Genomic DNA, 16987 nt, shown 5'->3' on the forward strand with positions numbered 1-16987 from the left:
AGAGAAAGGAGCAGGTAACTGTGAGTGTTAAGATCCGTAACATTGTGATGGCATAAGACAGTTACAGAATTACAAATGAAGATTATTATTTCACCGGCGAAGAAGATGAATATAAATACAGATGAACCTTTTGAGACAACCATGCCTGTTTTTATAGAGGAGGCAAAGCTTTTGAGAGGCAGACTCAAAGGGATGGAATATGGGGAATTGAAACAGCTGTGGCAGTGTAATGACAGGATTGCCGAAGAAAATTATCTGAGGCTGAAGGAGCTGGAGCCGGATAAAAATATGACACCTGCGGTTCTGTCCTATGAGGGGATCCAGTACCAGTATATGGCGCCCCAGGTGTTCTCAAAGAAGCAGTGGGTGTATGTGAGGGAGCACCTGCGGATCCTGTCAGGACTTTACGGTGTGCTGAAACCTACGGACGGAGTGATCCCTTACCGCCTGGAGATGCAGGCAAAATTGGGGATGGACCAGACAAAAGACTTATATGCCTTCTGGGGGGACAGGATTTACAGAGAACTGGCAGAAGGCGAAGAGTTTATACTGAATCTGGCATCAAAAGAATACAGCAGGGCAGCAGAAAAATATGCGGACCGGGAAATGCGTTTTGTCACCTGCGTTTTCGGGGAGCTTTTGGATGGAAAAGTAAAGGTAAAGGGGACCATGGCGAAGATGGCAAGAGGCGAGATGGTGCGGTGGCTTTCTGAGAAGAATTTTACGGAGCCGGAAGAGATAAAAGAGTTTTCCGGTCTTGCCTATGGATTCGATCCCAGCCGTTCTACGGAGAAGGAGCTGGTTTTTCTGAAATAGCAGTAAGAGACTGCCTTCCCGGGATATCAGCAAAGATACCCGGGGAGGCTTTGTTGTATAGAAGGTCAGAAATCCCTGGTGATATTCTGCAGCCATTTGTAACTCTTGTAATGCCGGTAGATAAAGGGCATTTTTACAAATTCGTCCAGACAGATAAGGAAATAAACCCACATAGGCGGAAGCTTCAGTAAAAAGGCGCTGATAAAGCCCAATGGAACTGCGAACAGCCACATATCAATAAAGTCACAGAGAAATCCCCATCGGGAATCACCGCCGGAGCGGAAGATACCGCAGATAACCGTGGTATTCATGGCCTGTCCCAGTACATAGTACATATTGATATAGAGCATGGTGCTCAGATATTCCTGCGCAGTGGGAGTCAGGTCAGCCATGTTCATAAACAGGGGCCGCAGAAGGAAAATAATGATTCCCCCTACGATTCCGCTGATAAACGTGATCTTGCAGAACCTTGTGGAATCCTCCTTCACAGTATCCATAAATCCTGCGCCTATGGATTTGCCAAGCAGGATAGCACCGGCATTCGCAAGGCCAAAGCAGACCACAGTACCCAGATTTCTGGCTACAATAACCACGGCGTTGGCAGCCACCATGTCACTGCCCAGATGTCCCATGATCACAGAGTACATGGAAAACGCCACACCCCAGGAAACTTCATTGCCAAAGGCCGGAAGAGAATAGCGGATAAAATCTTTAAAGAGCAGTTTATGGCGTTCTATGATCGTTTTGGGCCGGAAACGTATGGTTTTAAAACGGCAGGCATCTAAAAGACAGATGGCAAGCTCCACACCTCTTGCTATGGTGGTGGCCATGGCGACACCCACGATCCCCATTCTGGGAAGCCCGAACAGCCCGAAAATAAATACTGCGTTCAATATAATATTCAGCCCCAAAGCGGACGCGTTGGTGGCAGTGGCAAAGATCACCCTCTCAATGGAGCGCATGGTGCACAGGTAAACCTGCGAAATGCTCATGAACAGGTAAGAGATGCCCACAATCCTCAGATAAGGAATGCCGGCAGCGATAAGGTCCTGGTCTGAGGTGAAGATCACCATGAGCAGTCTGGGGAAGAAACAGGCCAGCACGAAAAACAGGGAGGATATGAGGATGGATAACCGCATACCGATTCCCATGATCCGCTCAATGGTTTCCGTATCCTGTTTGCCCCAATACTGTGCTGCCAGCATAATGACTCCGGAAGCGATACCGGAGTAGACCAGATTCAGGATAAACATGATCTGGCTTGCCAGGGAGCCGGCTGCCAGGGCAGTCTGGCTGACCCAGCCCAGCATGATCACATCGGCAGAGCTGACCGCTGTGGTGATCAGGTTCTGGATGACAATGGGCAGTGCCAGCCGGAACATGTCTTTATAGAAGGTTGATTGTCTTGTTGCTGCAATTTCCATTATGTAAAACCTCTCCAAATTTATATTGTATTTTTTTGTATGCTAACCTTCAGTATAAAGGATTTTTATAAAAATGTCATACAATAATTGGAGAAAAATCTATAATATTTTGACTTGTTCTTGTTTTTAAGTGGGTTTTTGTCTATAATGAAAAAATGACGCGTTCCGTATACGGTGAATCGTAACTGTGAACAGCAACTTATGACTGCCTAGGGAGAGAGAAAATATGTATCAAGTATTGTTATTTGACCTGGATGGCACTTTGACTGCATCCGGAGAGGGAATCACAAAATCAGTCCAGTATGCGCTGCGTAAGCTGGGAAGAGAGGCTGAGGATCTGAAGGCTCTGGAGGTGTTTGTAGGCCCGCCTCTGCTGGAACAATTTGTGCGCTACTGCGGTATGTCTGAGGAGGAGGCGGTTAAGGGCGTCCATTATTACAGGGAACGGTATAATGTGACAGGACTTTTTGAGAACCGCCCCTATGAAGGCATCAGGGAAATGCTGGAGACCCTGAACGGGAAGGGATATACACTGGGAGTGGCTTCCTCTAAGCCGGACGGATTGGTGAAACGGATCCTGGAACATTTCGGACTGACAGGATACTTTCAGGAAATCGTTGGCAGTGACCCGGATAAGATGAAGATGTCCAAGGCAGATGTTATTGAGATCGTCCTTGACAGACTGGGATACCAGGACAGAAGAGAGGCCGCTGTCATGATCGGGGACAGGAACCAGGATGTAAACGGTGCAAGACAGGCTGGGATTTCCTGCATTGGAGTTACATACGGATACGGCAGTTATGAGGAGCTGTCAGAAGCCGGTGCGGACAAGATCGTGAAAAGTGTGAAAGAACTGGAAGAATACCTGCTGAAAGGTCAGTGAAAGGCAGGGAATAGCACAGAAGCCTGAAACGGATACAGGGAAAGAGGAATTACACATGAAAGTAAAGAAAATGTATGATATAGGAAAAGAGCTGTTTTCAACCCCGGCGTATCCGGGAGACCCGGTGCCGGGAAAAACACCTTACTATGAGATAGAAAGAGGAGATGCCTGTAATCTCACAGTGCTCACCATGGGAAGCCATAACGGTACACATTTAGACGCGCCAAAGCACTTTTGCGCAGGAAAGCACGGAGTGGACAGGATCCCCCTGGAAAAATGTATGGGAACATGCAAAGTTGCAGATTTTACAGGTACAATACAGGCAGAAGATATGGAGCGGATGCTTGCGGACGGCACGAAAAAGCTGCTTTTAAAAGGCCATATTCTGCTGACACCCCAAGCTGCATGTGTTTGTGCGGGGGCAGAACTGGATCTGATCGGTGTGGAGGACCAGACGGTAGGAGATCAGGATACCCAGAAGGAGATACATCAGATCCTTTTGGGGGCGGAGATTGTCATTGTAGAGGGGCTTGTATTGGGAGAGGTTCCAAAAGGAGAGTATTTTCTGGCAGCTCAGCCAATGAAAATGGCGGATTTGGACGGCTCACCTGTGCGCCCGGTTCTTATGGAAATGTAAAAAAATGGTGTCGGCATACAAGCCGGCACCATTTTTTATCTGCACCATGGTTCTATAGATTCAGGATACCGTTTCCCTTTCCAGGGAGTTTGTGTCTGCACCCTCTCTTTTGGGATTGACCTGTGCCAGGATAATGGCAGCGAACATGAGAACACAGCCGATCATCTCTTTGACAGACAGGTGCTGGTGAAGAATGACCCACCCCGCCAGAACGGAAACGACAGATTCCAGGCTTAAGATCAGGGAAGCAATGGTAGGATCACAACCCTTTTGACCGATGATCTGGAAAGTATAGGCTACACCGCAGGAAAGGATTCCCGCATAGAGGATGGGCAGCCATGCCTGCAGAATATTGCTCATCTTCGGCGTTTCCAGAAGAAACATGGGAATCGCCGACAGAACAGCCGTCACGAAAAACTGGATACAGGAGAGTTTGGTTCCGCTCACCTTCGCTGAATAATGATCCACCACCATAATATGGATGGAAAAACAGAAAGAGCAGATTAATATGAGAAAGTCTCCTTTGCTCAGGGAAAGGCTTCCTGTCATACACAGAAGATACAGTCCTACCAGTGCGGTCACCACACTGATCCAGATACGCAGTCCCGGTTTCCTTTTCAGGAAAATACCGAGAATAGGCACAATGATAATATATAATGCAGTGATAAATCCCGCTTTGCCCACGGTAGTATACTGAATGCCCACCTGTTGAAGAGAGGTGGATATAAATAGCATCAGGCCGCACAGTCCGCCGCCTATGATCAGGTCACGGGGACGGTCAAGTGCCTGGGAGGGCTGGTTCTTCTCACGGTCCTTCCGGGCATTTTTTCTGCCCAGAAGGAAAATGCAGGGGATGAGGACAAGACCGCCAAGCAGAGTTCTTACCATATTGAATGTATAGGGACCTACATAGTCCATGCCCACGCTCTGCGCCACAAAGGCCACTCCCCAGATGACTGCGGCGGTGAACAGCAGTATAAAATTCTTAGATTGTTTGGCTGTCATGTATATAAACTCCTTCTTTGGCTGTTTGGTACCTTCACAGCTGCAGGCAAAGCAGCAGCAGCTTTTTTTATGCTTCCAGACTCTTATGGTATTCCTGCAGGGATTTCAAAGAGCCGTGTTCCTTACGGATGACCGCTGCAATGCCTTTGGCGCTTGCAAGCGCTGCGGACATGGTGGTCAGGTAAGGGATTTTCTTATTGATGGCGGTCTTTCTCAGGTATGAATCATCGTATTTGCTCTGCTTTCCGGCAGGAGAGTTTACAATCAGGTCCACTTCCCCGTTTACCATAGCGTCGTAGATATTTGGACGGCCTTCCTGCAGTTTTTTGAGAATCCTGCAGGGAACCCCGTTTTCTGTGAAATACTGGCCGCAGCCTTCTGTGGATACAATGGTGAAGCCCAGCTCGTGAAGCTGTTTCGCAACTTCCAGAGCCTGCACACGGTCGCCTTTGTTCACACTTACCAGTGCATTGCCTGACAGCGGAAGTTTGGCACCTGCTGCCTCCTGTGCTTTATAGTATGCAAGACCAAAGGATTCACTCAGTCCCAGAACCTCGCCTGTGGAACGCATTTCCGGTCCCAGAAGTGGGTCAACCTCAGGGAACATGTTGAATGGGAACACCGCTTCCTTCACACCGTAGTACGGATGTGCTTTTTCAGAGAAAGAAGTCACGTCAGGACACTCCCCGGTCAGCTCGTATGTCATGAGCTTTGTGGCAATATTCGCCATGTTGATATTGCACACCTTGGATACCAGAGGTACCGTACGGGATGCGCGTGGGTTGGCTTCCAGAACGTAAACCTTGCCTTCACAGATTGCGTACTGCATGTTCATCAGACCGACTACACCCATCTCGCAGGCAATGGCTGTGGTGTACTGGCGGATGAGCTTTTTGTTCTCCTCAGAGATTTCCACAGACGGGATCACGCAGGCAGAGTCACCGGAGTGGACACCGGCCTGTTCGATATGCTGCATCACGGTAGGAACAAATGCGTTGGAACCGTCAGAGATGGCGTCTGTCTCACACTCCAGCGCGTTCTGCAGGAATCTGTCCATAAGGATGGGGCGTTCCGGCGTCACATCAATGGCGGCTGCCATGTAGTCGCGGAGCATATTGTCATCGTAGACCACTTCCATTCCGCGGCCGCCCAGTACATAGGAAGGACGAACCATCATGGGATAACCGATGCGGTGGGCGATTTCCAGGGCCTCATCCACATTGACTGCCATTCCCGATTCCGGCATGGGGATATCCAGCTTTTTCATCATTGCGTTGAACAGGTCACGGTCCTCAGCCATATCAATGACAGCCGGGGAAGTACCCAGAATGTGAGCGCCGCGTCTCTCCAGTTCCGCCGCGATGTTGAGCGGTGTCTGGCCGCCGAACTGCACGATGACACCCAGTGGTTTTTCTTTATTGTAAATGGACATAACATCTTCCACGGTCAGCGGCTCAAAGTACAGCTTGTCTGAGGTGTCATAATCTGTGGATACTGTCTCAGGGTTACAGTTGACCATTATGGTCTCAAAGCCCAGGTCGCGCAGTGTGAAGGCAGCGTGTACGCAGCAGTAGTCAAACTCAATACCCTGTCCGATCCTGTTTGGACCACCGCCCAGGACCATGACCTTGCGGCCGTCTGATACAGGTGCTTTGTCCTCCCCGTTGTAGGTGGAGTAGTAGTAGGCAGCGGGTTCTTCCACACCGCTTACGGGAACCGCATCCCAGCGTTCGTTCATACCCAGGGACTCTCTTCTTCGGAACAGTTCCCATTCATCCACATCCAGGAGCTGTGTCAGGTATTTGTCTGAGAAGCCGTCTTTCTTAGCCTGGATCAACAGTTCGTCAGTCAGATTGCTGCCGCGGCAGGCAAGGATTTTTTCCTCCAGGTCAACCAGTTCTTTCATCTGCTCCAGGAACCACATTTTGATACGGGTCATCTCATGAAGTTTGGTAAGAGGTGCACCCTTTCGGATCGCTTCGTAGAGAATAAACTGTCTCTCGCTGGTAGGCTCGCTCAGTTTCAGGTACAGCTCGTCCAGGGAAAGCTCATGGAAGTCTTTTGCGAATCCAAGACCATAGCGGCCTTTTTCCAGGGAGCGGATGGCTTTCTGGAGTGCTTCCTTATAATTCTTGCCGATGGACATCACCTCACCCACAGCTTTCATCTGGGTGCCCAGTTTATCCTCCGCTTTTTTGAATTTTTCAAATGCCCAGCGTGCAAATTTTACAACCACATAGTCGCCGCACGGTTTATAATCTGCCAGAGAGCCTCCCTTATAATAAGGAATCTCTGAGAGCGTAAGCCCTGCAGCCAGCAGTGCGGATACATAGGCAATGGGAAAGCCCGTAGCCTTGGATGCCAGTGCTGAGGAGCGGGAAGTCCTGGGGTTGATCTCAATGATGATGATACGGTCAGTCTTAGGATCATGTGCAAACTGCACATTGGTTCCGCCTATGACACCGATAGATTCCACGATGGCGTGTGCCTGTTTTTCCAGACGGTCCTGTACTTCCTGGGAAATGGTCAGCATAGGAGCGGAACAGAAAGAGTCACCTGTGTGCACGCCCATGGGGTCAATATTTTCTATGAAGCAAATGGAGATTTTCTTGCCTGTTGCGTCGCGGACAACTTCCACTTCCAGCTCTTCCCAGCCGATGACGGACTCCTCTATGAGGATCTGGTTCACCATAGATGCCGCAATACCGCGGGCTGCCACTTTGCGGAGTTCTTCCTCATTATATACAATGCCGCCGCCGGTACCGCCCATGGTGTAGGCAGGACGGATGACACAGGGATATCCCAGTTCGGAAGCGATTTTCACTGCTTCCTCAACCGTATAGGCCGGTGCACTTTTGGCCATCTCGATTCCCAGTTCACTCATAGCCTCTTTGAAAGCGATACGGTCCTCGCCGCGGTTGATGGCGTCAACCTGTACGCCGATGACTTCTACTTTATATTTTTCTAAAACGCCTGCGTTGTACAGTTCTTCACAGAGGTTCAGTCCGGACTGTCCGCCCAGGTTAGGGAGCAGGGCATCCGGTCTTTCCTTGTCAATGATCTCTGTGAGACGGTCCACGTTCAGCGGTTCGATGTAAGTAACGTCAGCTGTTGCCGGGTCTGTCATAATGGTTGCCGGGTTGGAATTGACCAGTACAATCTCATAGCCCAGGCTTTTCAATGCTTTACATGCCTGTGTTCCTGAATAATCAAATTCGCAGGCCTGTCCGATGATGATAGGGCCGGAACCGATGATCAGAATTTTGTGAATGTCATTTCTCTTTGGCATAGCTATCCTCCATTTTTCTTTGTGCTTTATAATCCGCCATGGAAATTTGGCGGAACATGATAAAGAAGGCCTGTGTTTTACCATTCACAGCCACTATCCCGCGAGGTGTTTTTATGCGCCTGCGCATGAAAATCCCGGGACAGCCAGCGCGATATGGAGCAGAATGTTCCATATCTGTGCATCGCAAAACGCGTTACTATTCACAGAACTGCGTTTTTGCAGGGCTGTGAATAGTAACGCCTGTGTATCACGCCTTCATCAGGGACAATTATAGCATAGTCCTATATTTTGCCGCAAGTATAAATAGCCCGAAAAATGTAGATAAAATTTGCAGTTTGCTGTATACTTTACAGGAAACCTGTATCCGTTTTCCGTATACAGGTGCAAAAGATCAGAAAAGGAGTGGCAGCTATGGAGATGAAAAATAGCTGCATGGAGTGAAACACATATGATAGCAGACAAAGAAGAAATCCATATTGGACAGGCGATCGTACATATTCTGGACTCCACAGTGGGGATGCCGGTTCTGTCTGACAAGGTACTTGATTATGGTTCTGATTTTGCGGACTTTTTAAAAGCCCATATTTTCAGGATTGATACCAGTGACGAGATACGAAGCTGCAGCTTTTCGGAGGAAGAATCCACCCTTTATAAATATGTGGAAGAATATGATACTGAAAATTTTGTTGAGATCTCCAAGAAAATTGCCCAGGAACTTTTTACCATCATGAACCAGAATATTGAAATTCCCCCGGCGGACCTTCTGGTAGCAGAGTACCAGGTGGACAGGCATAACTATCTGGCGCTCTTGAAGATGAACTACCGTACCTCTTATACACACCTGACCAATGCGGACCCCTGGGGCAACAACAATGACATTATCATGCAGAAGGCCATCCTTCCGGGGGAGACACAAAAGCTCTCCGAGGCCGCCCTGCTTGATCTGGGTGCGCCCCGGTATGTGCGTCTGGTGGAAAAAAAGTATGACGTGAGCGGTGTGAAGACTAACTATTTTTCTAAACTGTTTTTAAAATGTCAGGGCTCCCTGTCAGCCAAGACCCGGCTTTCTATTGTAAATAAAGCGGTGACAGATGTGCAGAAGAAGTATTACAATGAGTCCGAGCAGTTTGAGGTGCAGATGGAGACTAAGAGTATCATCAACCAGGAGCTTTCCAGCGAGGGTATTCTGGATGTGCCTGTGGTGATGGACAAGATTTTTAAAGAGCATCCCCAGATGCGGGAGGAAGTACAGGAGAAGCTGGAGAAATACAATCTGGCAGAGACCCGTGTGGAACCCCAGAACCCGACTACCACCAAAAAGTTCACAAAACAACACCTGCTTACAGACACGGGAATTGAGCTTAAAATTCCTATGGAGGAGTACAATAATAAGGATAAAGTGGAATTTATCACCAATCCGGACGGTACGATCTCAGTTCTCATAAAAAACATAGGAAGTATTGAGAGTCGTTAGTCAAAGACCCCGCCGCAAGCATCGGGGCATCAAATTTGCAGCACAGCGAGCTGCGGGGTCTTTGACCCTCGCGGCAGTCGCCAAATACCCATGCAAGCATGGCTGCTTGGCTCGTTGCCCGCGGAAATAAAATTGTGGCATTTTATCAGACATTATGATACAATATTTCAGCCGAGAAGGACGAATCCGGTAAAAAAATAAAGAGGTTGAGGAAATGGAAAGAGAAAAATTTTCTTCCAGGCTGGGTTTTATCCTGATATCCGCAGGATGTGCCATCGGCCTTGGAAATGTATGGCGTTTTCCCTATATAACGGGAAAGTACGGCGGTGCGGCGTTCGTGCTGATCTATTTGTTCTTTCTGATCGTTTTAGGACTGCCCATCATGGTCATGGAATTTGCAGTGGGCAGAGCCAGTCAGAAAAGTATTGCCACATCTTTCAATGTGCTTGAGAAAAAAGGCAGTAAATGGCATGTTTACCGGTATTTCGGTATGGCAGGCAACTATCTGCTTATGATGTTCTACACAACCATTGGCGGCTGGATGCTGGCCTATTTTATTAAAATGGTGAAGGGCGACTTTGCGGGACTTGACACGGAGGGTGTCAGCGCTGCATTCGGAAGCCTTTCTACAGATATGCCACAAATGATCTTCTGGATGATTTTGATCGTTATCATCGGTTTTGCGGTTTGTTCCATGGGTCTTCAGAAGGGTGTGGAGAAGATCACAAAAATGATGATGGTGGTGCTGCTGGCTTTGATGGTGCTGCTGGCTGTGCGTTCCTGCACACTGGAGGGCGCGTCGGAGGGACTTAAATTCTATCTGCTGCCTGATTTCGGCAAGCTGGCTGAGTATAAGATCCAGGAAGTTATTTTCGCGGCCATGGGACAGGCCTTTTTTACCCTGAGTCTTGGGATCGGCGCTCTGGCTATCTTCGGAAGCTACATAGGCAAAGACCATAAGCTTACCGGTGAGGCTGTCAGCATTACGATCCTGGATACCATGGTAGCGCTTATTGCCGGTCTTATCATTTTTCCGGCATGTTCTGCCTTCCGGGTAAATCCGGGGGAAGGTCCTGGCCTTGTGTTTGTCACTTTGCCGAATGTGTTTAATGCCATGAAAGGCGGAAGGCTCTGGGGTTCCCTGTTCTTCTTATTTATGTCCTTTGCGGCGCTGTCCACTATTATTGCCGTGTTCCAGAATATTATTTCCTTTGCACAGGATATGTGGGACTGGAGTGTAAAAAAGGCAGCTCTTATAAACGGCATTGCCTTATTCCTGCTGTCCCTGCCCTGTATTTTCGGAATGACGATCTGGAGTGATTTCACTATTTTAGGCAAAGATATCATGGGATTTGAAGATTTCCTGGTCAGCAATAATCTGCTTCCCTTAGGTTCCCTCGTGTATCTTCTGTTCTGTGTGACCAGATACGGATGGGGCTGGAAAAACTTCCTGAAAGAAGCCAACACAGGAGAAGGCGTTGCTTTTCCAAGGAAAATAAAAGCTTATCTTACATTTATCCTGCCGGTCATTGTGCTTTTTATCTTTATTCAGGGATATTGGAGCCTCTTTCAGAGTTTATAGAAAATTCCCTTGAAATCAGTAAATTTTACAGGTATACTAGGGATAGAATAAAAATCTGAGTTATTGTTCACGCGCTATCGGGTGGACTGTAGCAAATCTGACAGACAGGTAAATGCCGCAGCTGCAGATGCTGTACCGGATAAGGCTGATTTTCGGTATATAATAGGAGAATGTATATGGAACATATAATGTTGACAAAACTGCGTGACGCGGGATGTGACATGAATGGCACACTGGAGCGTTTTATGAACAATGAAATGCTGTGCATGAAGTTTTTGAAAAAGTTTCCTCAGGATGAAACTTTCATGGAAATGAAGAATGCTTTCGCCCAGGGGGATGCCGAGGAATTTTTTAAAGCAGCCCATACCATGAAAGGTGTTTCCGGAAATCTGGGGCTTAGCAGCCTCTATAATGAGATGCAGCCCGCAGTGGAGAAGAGCAGAAGAGGCGAACTGCCCTCAAAAGAGGATATGGACATAATTGAAAAGCAGTATCATGAGATAATAAAGATCATCAGAGAAAATGAAGAGTGAAGAGGAATGACAGATGAAGAGAATTTTACTGAAACTGAGCGGAGAGGCACTGGCAGGCCCTAAAAAAACAGGGTTTGATGAGGCGACCGTCATGGAGGTTGCCCGCCAGGTAAAAGTTCTGGTGGATGAGGGCATCCAGGTGGGCATTGTCATCGGAGGCGGCAACTTCTGGAGAGGCCGTACCAGCGAGAACATTGACAGGACCAAAGCAGACCAGATCGGGATGCTTGCCACAGTCATGAACTGTATCTATGTGTCTGAGATATTCCGCACGGCTGGCATGAGGACCAGCGTCCTGACCCCGTTTGAATGCGGCTCCTTTACAAAATTATTCTCTAAGGACCGTGTCAATAAATATTTCGACCGCGGCATGGTTGTCTTTATGGCAGGCGGTACAGGCCACCCTTATTTTTCAACAGATACGGCCACGGTACTGCGGGCAGTTGAGATTGAAGCTGACATGATCTTTCTGGCAAAGGCTGTGGACGGCGTGTATGACAGCGATCCCAAGAGCGATCCGGATGCCAGGAAGTATGATGAGGTGGGCATCCAGGAAGTTATTGACAAGAAGCTGGCTGTTGTGGATATGACTGCGTCCATACTCTGTATGGAAAACAAAATGCCCATGCTGGTGTTCGGACTGAATGAGAAAGACAGTATTGTGAATACCGCACACGGTAAATTCACGGGAACAAAAGTATTAGTATAATCTGGGAGGAAATGAGAATGGCAACAGATGAAAGAATCGCAAAATATGAAGATAAGATGAACAAAACAATGGAGGCCCTGGTAAAAGAACTGGGAACGATCCGTGCCGGACGTGCAAATCCGCATATTCTGGATAAAATCACCGTAGACTATTATGGGGCACCTACACCTCTGCAGCAGGTGGCAAATGTAACGGTACCGGAACCCAGAATGATTCAGATCCAGCCGTGGGAGTCTTCCCTGATCAAAGACATCCAGAAAGCTATCCTGACATCTGATCTGGGGATCAACCCGAATAATGACGGAAAGTCTATCCGTCTGGTGCTGCCTGAGCTAACAGAAGAGCGCAGGAAAGAGCTGGTTAAGGACGTGAAGAAAAAAGGGGAAGCTGCAAAAGTAGCTATCCGTAATATCCGCCGCGATGCCAACGAGGCATTTAAAAAACTGGCAAAACAGGATGTATCTGAGGATGAGATCAAAGAGCTGGAGGAGAATATCCAGAAACTGACAGATAAATTCGGCAAGAACATAGATAAAACAGTGGAAGAAAAATCCAAAGAAATTTTAACAGTATAAATTAGAATCAAGAGGGGCACATACAAGAAAAAGGTATTGTGCCTCTTTTATGCGTAGGAGGAGAAAAACATGGTGATTCCAAATCATGTGGCGATCATTCTGGATGGAAATGGCCGCTGGGCCAAAGCCAAAGGAATGCCAAGAACATACGGGCATGTGAAAGGCTGCGAGAATCTGGAAAAAATATGTTCCATAGCCAAGGAACTGGGAGTGAAATATCTTACAGTCTTTGCCTTTTCCACTGAAAACTGGAAGCGTTCAAAAGATGAAGTGGACGGTCTGATGAAGCTGTTCCGCAATTATATGAAAAAATGTCTGAAAATAGCAAGGGACAACAAGATGCGGGTCCGTGTGATCGGGGAACCATCCGTTTTTGATGAGGATCTGCAGGCAAGGATCCAAGAACTGGAGGAGTATTCCAGCCAGTTTGACGAACTGCATTTCCAGATCGCGCTGAATTACGGCAGCAGGGATGAGATCAAGAGAGCGGTGCAGGATTTAGCCAGGGATGTAAAAAAGGGTGTGCTGGACCCGGAAATGATCACAGAGGACACCATATCCGCATATCTGGATACAAAAGGCCTGCCGGACCCGGATCTGCTGATCCGCACCAGCGGGGAGGAACGCCTCTCCAATTTTCTCATGTGGCAGCTTGCTTACACGGAGTTTTATTTTACAGATGTGGCATGGCCGGATTTTAATAAGGCAGAGTTTGAAAAGGCTATACAGAAATTTAATCAGAGAGACCGCAGATACGGCGGCGTGAAGGAGGCGTGAGCATGTTCAAGACAAGACTGTTAAGCGGAATTGTGCTGGTCATCATTGCCCTTGCCGCCATTATACCGGGAGGGATCGTGCTCTTTGCCACGCTTGTTGCCATCTCCATGATTGGTATGCAGGAACTCTACAAGGCCATGAAGGTGCAGGAAAATGGAGTGGGAAGCCTGGAGCTTGTGGGGTATGCAGGGGCGGTGATCTACTACCTGACCCTTCTGTTTGAGAAGGAGGAGTTCTCCCTCATTGCTGTTTTGTTCGCACTGGTTCTCATTATGGCCGTGTATGTATTTACATACCCCAAATACCATGCGGACCAGATCATGGCTGCCATGTTCGGCGTCCTATATGTGGCGGTCATGCTTTCTTATATCTATAAGACCAGGAATCTGGAAGGGGGCGCATGGCTTGTGGGACTTATCTTTTTAAGTTCCTGGGGCAGCGACACCTGTGCTTACTGTGTGGGAATGCTGATCGGAAAGCACAAGATGGCTCCTGTACTGAGTCCCAAAAAATCGGTGGAAGGCGGCGTGGGCGGTGTTCTGGGGGCAGCGCTGCTGGGTGCCCTTTACGCAGTGGTGATCGCAAAGTGGAATCCTGCTTCCGGCCATACGGCTCTTATGTACGCCCTGATCTGTGCTGTGGGTGCTCTGATCTCCATGGTTGGGGATTTGGCGGCATCTGCGATCAAGAGAAACAAAGAGATAAAGGATTACGGCAGACTGATCCCGGGCCACGGCGGTATTCTGGACCGCTTTGACAGTGTTATATTCACGGCACCGTTCATCTATTTCCTGGCAAATGTGCTGCTGTAAATGAGGTTTTGAGGATATGATAAAAATTGCGATATTAGGTTCCACAGGCTCCATCGGCACCCAGACTTTAGATGTGGTGGAGAGAAATGAAGACCTGCAGGTGGTGGGGATTGCCGCAGGCAGCAATATTGTTAGGCTGGAAGAACAGATCCGGCGTTTCCATCCCAGGCTGGCAGCTGTGGGTGATGAAAAAAAGGCCGCTGAGCTGAAGAGCAGGGTTGCAGATACAGACTGCAGGGTAGTAGGAGGAATGGAAGGTCTTCTGATGCTGGCTGCTATGCCGGAGTCGGATATTCTCGTCACAGCCATTGTGGGCATGATCGGGATCCGGCCCACTGTGGAAGGCATCCGTGCAGGAAAGGACATTGCCCTTGCCAATAAGGAGACACTGGTTACTGCGGGGCATATCATCATGCCCCTTGCAAAAGAATACGGCGTGCGTATTCTGCCGGTAGACAGTGAGCACAGCGCCATATTCCAAGCTCTGTGCGGGGAAGAACCCTCCAGGATCCACAAGCTGCTCATAACTGCATCAGGCGGTCCCTTCCGTGGAAAGAAGCGGGAGGAGCTTACCAATATCAAGGTGGAGGATGCGCTGAAGCATCCAAACTGGGCTATGGGGCAGAAGATTACTATTGACTCCGCAACTTTGGTGAACAAAGGGCTTGAGGTCATGGAGGCAAAGTGGCTGTTCCATATGGATCTGGAGCAGATACAGGTAGTGGTGCAGCCCCAGAGCGTGATCCATTCCATGGTGGAATTTGTGGACGGGGGCATCATTGCCCAGCTCGGGACTCCGGATATGCGGCTTCCCATTCAGTACGCCCTGTACGGCGGCAGGAGACGTTTTCTGCCCGGCGGGCGCCTGGATTTTGCAAAACTTGGCTCCATCACATTTGAGGAGCCGGATATGGAGACCTTTAAAGGGCTGCCGCTGGCAATGGAGGCATCCAGAAGGGGCGGTTCCATGCCCACAGTATTCAATGCTGCCAATGAAAAGGCAGTAGGTATGTTTTTGAACAGAAAAATCGGTTTCCTGGATATTTATGCAATAATTGAAGACGCTATGAAAAGACATAAAGTGATTGAGAATCCGGACGTAGATGAGATTACAGGCATCGAACAGGAGACTTACAGATGGATTGAAGGCAGGTGGTAGATTGAGTTTTTCCGGAATTATTAATATTTTAATCGCAGTCATTATCTTTTCCCTGATTGTCATTTTTCATGAGCTGGGACATTTTCTGCTGGCAAAGAGAAACGGCATTGCAGTGACAGAATTCTCTCTCGGCATGGGGCCGAGGATCATATCCACGGAGAAAGGCGGCACCAGGTATTCCCTGAAACTGTTCCCCATCGGTGGTTCCTGCCTGATGGTGGGAGAGGATGATGATGACAACAGCGCAGGGTCATTCAACAATGCCTCTGTGTGGTCCAGGATTTCCGTGGTGGCGGCAGGTCCTGTGTTTAACTTTATTATGGCATTTGTCTGTGCTATGATCATTACCAGCGTGGTGGGATACGACCCTGCAAAGGTGACCGTGGTACAGGAGGGGTCCGCAGCCGAAGCGGCAGGCCTTCAGGAAGGGGACCTGATCACAGAATTCAATGGAAAACATATTTCCATTGGCAGGGATTTGAGCCTTTACCAGACGCTGCACGGGTATCAGGATAAAAACATTGATATGAAAGTAAAGCGGGATGGGGAGACCATAGTCATTTCCTTTACTGCTGACAGTATAGAGAAGAAAATGCTGGGATTCACTTACAGCAGCGAAGGACCTGCACAGATCATGGAAATCTATATTGACAGTCCGATGATGAAAGCCGGGCTTCAGGCCGGAGATGTGATCACAGCCATTGGGGGCACCCAGATAGCTGACGGAGAAGCGCTTCAGGCTTATATGGAGGAACATCCGCTGTCCGGGGAGGAGATCACCCTGACGGTGGATCGTAACGGCAAGGAACGGGAAGTTACGGCAAAGCCTCAGATGCGTACCGTTGTCAGCAGCGGGTTTGACTATAATTTATACAGAGAAAAGACAGGATTTTTAGGAGTGCTCAGATACAGCGCCGTGGAAGTCCGCTACTGGATCTCCAGTACGGTGCAGAGCCTGGGGCTTCTCATCAAGGGAACCTTTTCCGTGAACGATTTGTCCGGTCCCGTGGGAATCGTGGATGCCATCGGAGATTCCGTCCAGGAGGCAAAATCGGAGGGCTCTGTCATAGTGGGTATGCAGATGCTCTACTGGGTGATCCTTCTGTCCGCCAACCTGGGCGTTATGAACCTGCTGCCCATACCGGCGCTGGACGGAGGACGTCTGGTGTTCCTCCTCATAGAGGCCATACGGGGCAAAGAGGTGAACAGGAATGTGGAGGGCATGATACATTTTGCAGGGTTTGTACTGCTGATGCTGCTCATGGTGTTTGTCCTGTTTAATGATATCAAAAGGCTGTAAAAGGCATGGATG

15 protein-coding genes are annotated in these 16987 nt (G+C 48.7%); 12 read left to right on the forward strand and 3 right to left on the reverse strand.

The window, feature by feature from the left end; genetic code table 11:
- Nucleotides 1–75: 75 nt before the first annotated feature.
- Nucleotides 76–816 (forward strand): peroxide stress protein YaaA, encoded by a 741-nt coding sequence (yaaA, locus tag A4V09_RS04700; RefSeq protein WP_065541322.1) that lies wholly within the window; start codon nucleotides 76–78, stop codon nucleotides 814–816.
- Nucleotides 817–881: 65 nt separating this feature from the next.
- On the opposite strand, the gene A4V09_RS04705 is transcribed toward yaaA, so the two are convergent.
- On the reverse strand, nucleotides 882–2240 hold the full coding sequence (locus A4V09_RS04705; protein WP_065541323.1) for an MATE family efflux transporter: 1359 nt from the start codon (nucleotides 2238–2240) through the stop codon (nucleotides 882–884).
- Between the two features lie 226 nt (nucleotides 2241–2466).
- Here A4V09_RS04705 and A4V09_RS04710 point away from each other — a divergent pair, with 226 nt between their 5' ends.
- Both A4V09_RS04710 and A4V09_RS04715 read left to right on the forward strand, forming a co-directional pair.
- Nucleotides 2467–3123, forward strand: coding sequence for an HAD-IA family hydrolase (locus A4V09_RS04710; RefSeq protein ID WP_065541324.1), 657 nt, complete (start codon nucleotides 2467–2469; stop codon nucleotides 3121–3123).
- Nucleotides 3124–3178: 55 nt separating this feature from the next.
- The gene (locus A4V09_RS04715) at nucleotides 3179–3760 is read left to right on the forward strand and encodes a cyclase family protein (protein WP_065541325.1); all 582 of its coding nucleotides are present in this window, start codon (nucleotides 3179–3181) and stop codon (nucleotides 3758–3760) included.
- A gap of 60 nt (nucleotides 3761–3820) precedes the next feature.
- Here A4V09_RS04715 and A4V09_RS04720 read toward each other — a convergent pair whose 3' ends face one another.
- Nucleotides 3821–4765, reverse strand: a complete 945-nt coding sequence (locus A4V09_RS04720; RefSeq protein WP_065541326.1) for a DMT family transporter — start codon at nucleotides 4763–4765, stop codon at nucleotides 3821–3823.
- A gap of 67 nt (nucleotides 4766–4832) precedes the next feature.
- Nucleotides 4833–8054, reverse strand: coding sequence for a carbamoyl-phosphate synthase large subunit (gene carB / locus A4V09_RS04725; protein ID WP_065541327.1), 3222 nt, complete (start codon nucleotides 8052–8054; stop codon nucleotides 4833–4835).
- A gap of 448 nt (nucleotides 8055–8502) precedes the next feature.
- On the opposite strand from carB, the gene A4V09_RS04730 reads away from it, so the two are divergent.
- From A4V09_RS04730 to rseP, 9 genes are all read left to right on the forward strand, one after another.
- Nucleotides 8503–9528, forward strand: coding sequence for a nucleoid-associated protein (locus A4V09_RS04730; RefSeq protein ID WP_065541328.1), 1026 nt, complete (start codon nucleotides 8503–8505; stop codon nucleotides 9526–9528).
- Nucleotides 9529–9742: 214 nt separating this feature from the next.
- Nucleotides 9743–11110, forward strand: a complete 1368-nt coding sequence (locus A4V09_RS04735; protein ID WP_065541329.1) for a sodium-dependent transporter — start codon at nucleotides 9743–9745, stop codon at nucleotides 11108–11110.
- Nucleotides 11111–11286: 176 nt separating this feature from the next.
- Nucleotides 11287–11643 carry an Hpt domain-containing protein gene (locus tag A4V09_RS04740; protein ID WP_065541330.1) on the forward strand — a complete coding sequence of 119 codons (357 nt, stop codon included), beginning with the start codon at nucleotides 11287–11289 and terminating at the stop codon, nucleotides 11641–11643.
- 13 nt (nucleotides 11644–11656) lie between these two features.
- Nucleotides 11657–12352 (forward strand): UMP kinase, encoded by a 696-nt coding sequence (gene pyrH, locus A4V09_RS04745; protein WP_065541331.1) that lies wholly within the window; start codon nucleotides 11657–11659, stop codon nucleotides 12350–12352.
- A gap of 17 nt (nucleotides 12353–12369) precedes the next feature.
- Nucleotides 12370–12927, forward strand: coding sequence for a ribosome recycling factor (gene frr / locus A4V09_RS04750; RefSeq protein WP_065541332.1), 558 nt, complete (start codon nucleotides 12370–12372; stop codon nucleotides 12925–12927).
- Between the two features lie 69 nt (nucleotides 12928–12996).
- On the forward strand, nucleotides 12997–13704 hold the full coding sequence (uppS, locus tag A4V09_RS04755) for an undecaprenyl pyrophosphate synthase (RefSeq protein WP_065541333.1): 708 nt from the start codon (nucleotides 12997–12999) through the stop codon (nucleotides 13702–13704).
- A gap of 2 nt (nucleotides 13705–13706) precedes the next feature.
- Nucleotides 13707–14516, forward strand: a complete 810-nt coding sequence (locus A4V09_RS04760) for a phosphatidate cytidylyltransferase (RefSeq protein WP_065541334.1) — start codon at nucleotides 13707–13709, stop codon at nucleotides 14514–14516.
- A gap of 16 nt (nucleotides 14517–14532) precedes the next feature.
- Nucleotides 14533–15675: a 1-deoxy-D-xylulose-5-phosphate reductoisomerase gene (gene dxr / locus A4V09_RS04765; protein ID WP_065541335.1), complete on the forward strand. Its 1143-nt coding sequence runs from the start codon at nucleotides 14533–14535 to the stop codon at nucleotides 15673–15675.
- A 1-nt stretch (nucleotide 15676) separates the two neighbouring features.
- Nucleotides 15677–16975, forward strand: coding sequence for an RIP metalloprotease RseP (rseP, locus tag A4V09_RS04770; RefSeq protein WP_084043432.1), 1299 nt, complete (start codon nucleotides 15677–15679; stop codon nucleotides 16973–16975).
- The last annotated feature ends 12 nt before the right edge of the window (nucleotides 16976–16987 follow it).

Source organism: Blautia pseudococcoides (assembly GCF_001689125.2).
Taxonomy (GTDB): Bacteria; Bacillota; Clostridia; order Lachnospirales; family Lachnospiraceae; genus Blautia; species Blautia pseudococcoides.

Coding starts and splice junctions, on each gene's coding strand:
- yaaA (WP_065541322.1), top strand. CDS start 76: ATGAAGATTATTATTTCACCGGCGAAGAAGATGAATATAAATACAGAT.
- A4V09_RS04705 (WP_065541323.1), bottom strand. CDS start 2,240: ATGGAAATTGCAGCAACAAGACAATCAACCTTCTATAAAGACATGTTC.
- A4V09_RS04710 (WP_065541324.1), top strand. CDS start 2,467: ATGTATCAAGTATTGTTATTTGACCTGGATGGCACTTTGACTGCATCC.
- A4V09_RS04715 (WP_065541325.1), top strand. CDS start 3,179: ATGAAAGTAAAGAAAATGTATGATATAGGAAAAGAGCTGTTTTCAACC.
- A4V09_RS04720 (WP_065541326.1), bottom strand. CDS start 4,765: ATGACAGCCAAACAATCTAAGAATTTTATACTGCTGTTCACCGCCGCA.
- carB (WP_065541327.1), bottom strand. CDS start 8,054: ATGCCAAAGAGAAATGACATTCACAAAATTCTGATCATCGGTTCCGGC.
- A4V09_RS04730 (WP_065541328.1), top strand. CDS start 8,503: ATGATAGCAGACAAAGAAGAAATCCATATTGGACAGGCGATCGTACAT.
- A4V09_RS04735 (WP_065541329.1), top strand. CDS start 9,743: ATGGAAAGAGAAAAATTTTCTTCCAGGCTGGGTTTTATCCTGATATCC.
- A4V09_RS04740 (WP_065541330.1), top strand. CDS start 11,287: ATGGAACATATAATGTTGACAAAACTGCGTGACGCGGGATGTGACATG.
- pyrH (WP_065541331.1), top strand. CDS start 11,657: ATGAAGAGAATTTTACTGAAACTGAGCGGAGAGGCACTGGCAGGCCCT.
- frr (WP_065541332.1), top strand. CDS start 12,370: ATGGCAACAGATGAAAGAATCGCAAAATATGAAGATAAGATGAACAAA.
- uppS (WP_065541333.1), top strand. CDS start 12,997: ATGGTGATTCCAAATCATGTGGCGATCATTCTGGATGGAAATGGCCGC.
- A4V09_RS04760 (WP_065541334.1), top strand. CDS start 13,707: ATGTTCAAGACAAGACTGTTAAGCGGAATTGTGCTGGTCATCATTGCC.
- dxr (WP_065541335.1), top strand. CDS start 14,533: ATGATAAAAATTGCGATATTAGGTTCCACAGGCTCCATCGGCACCCAG.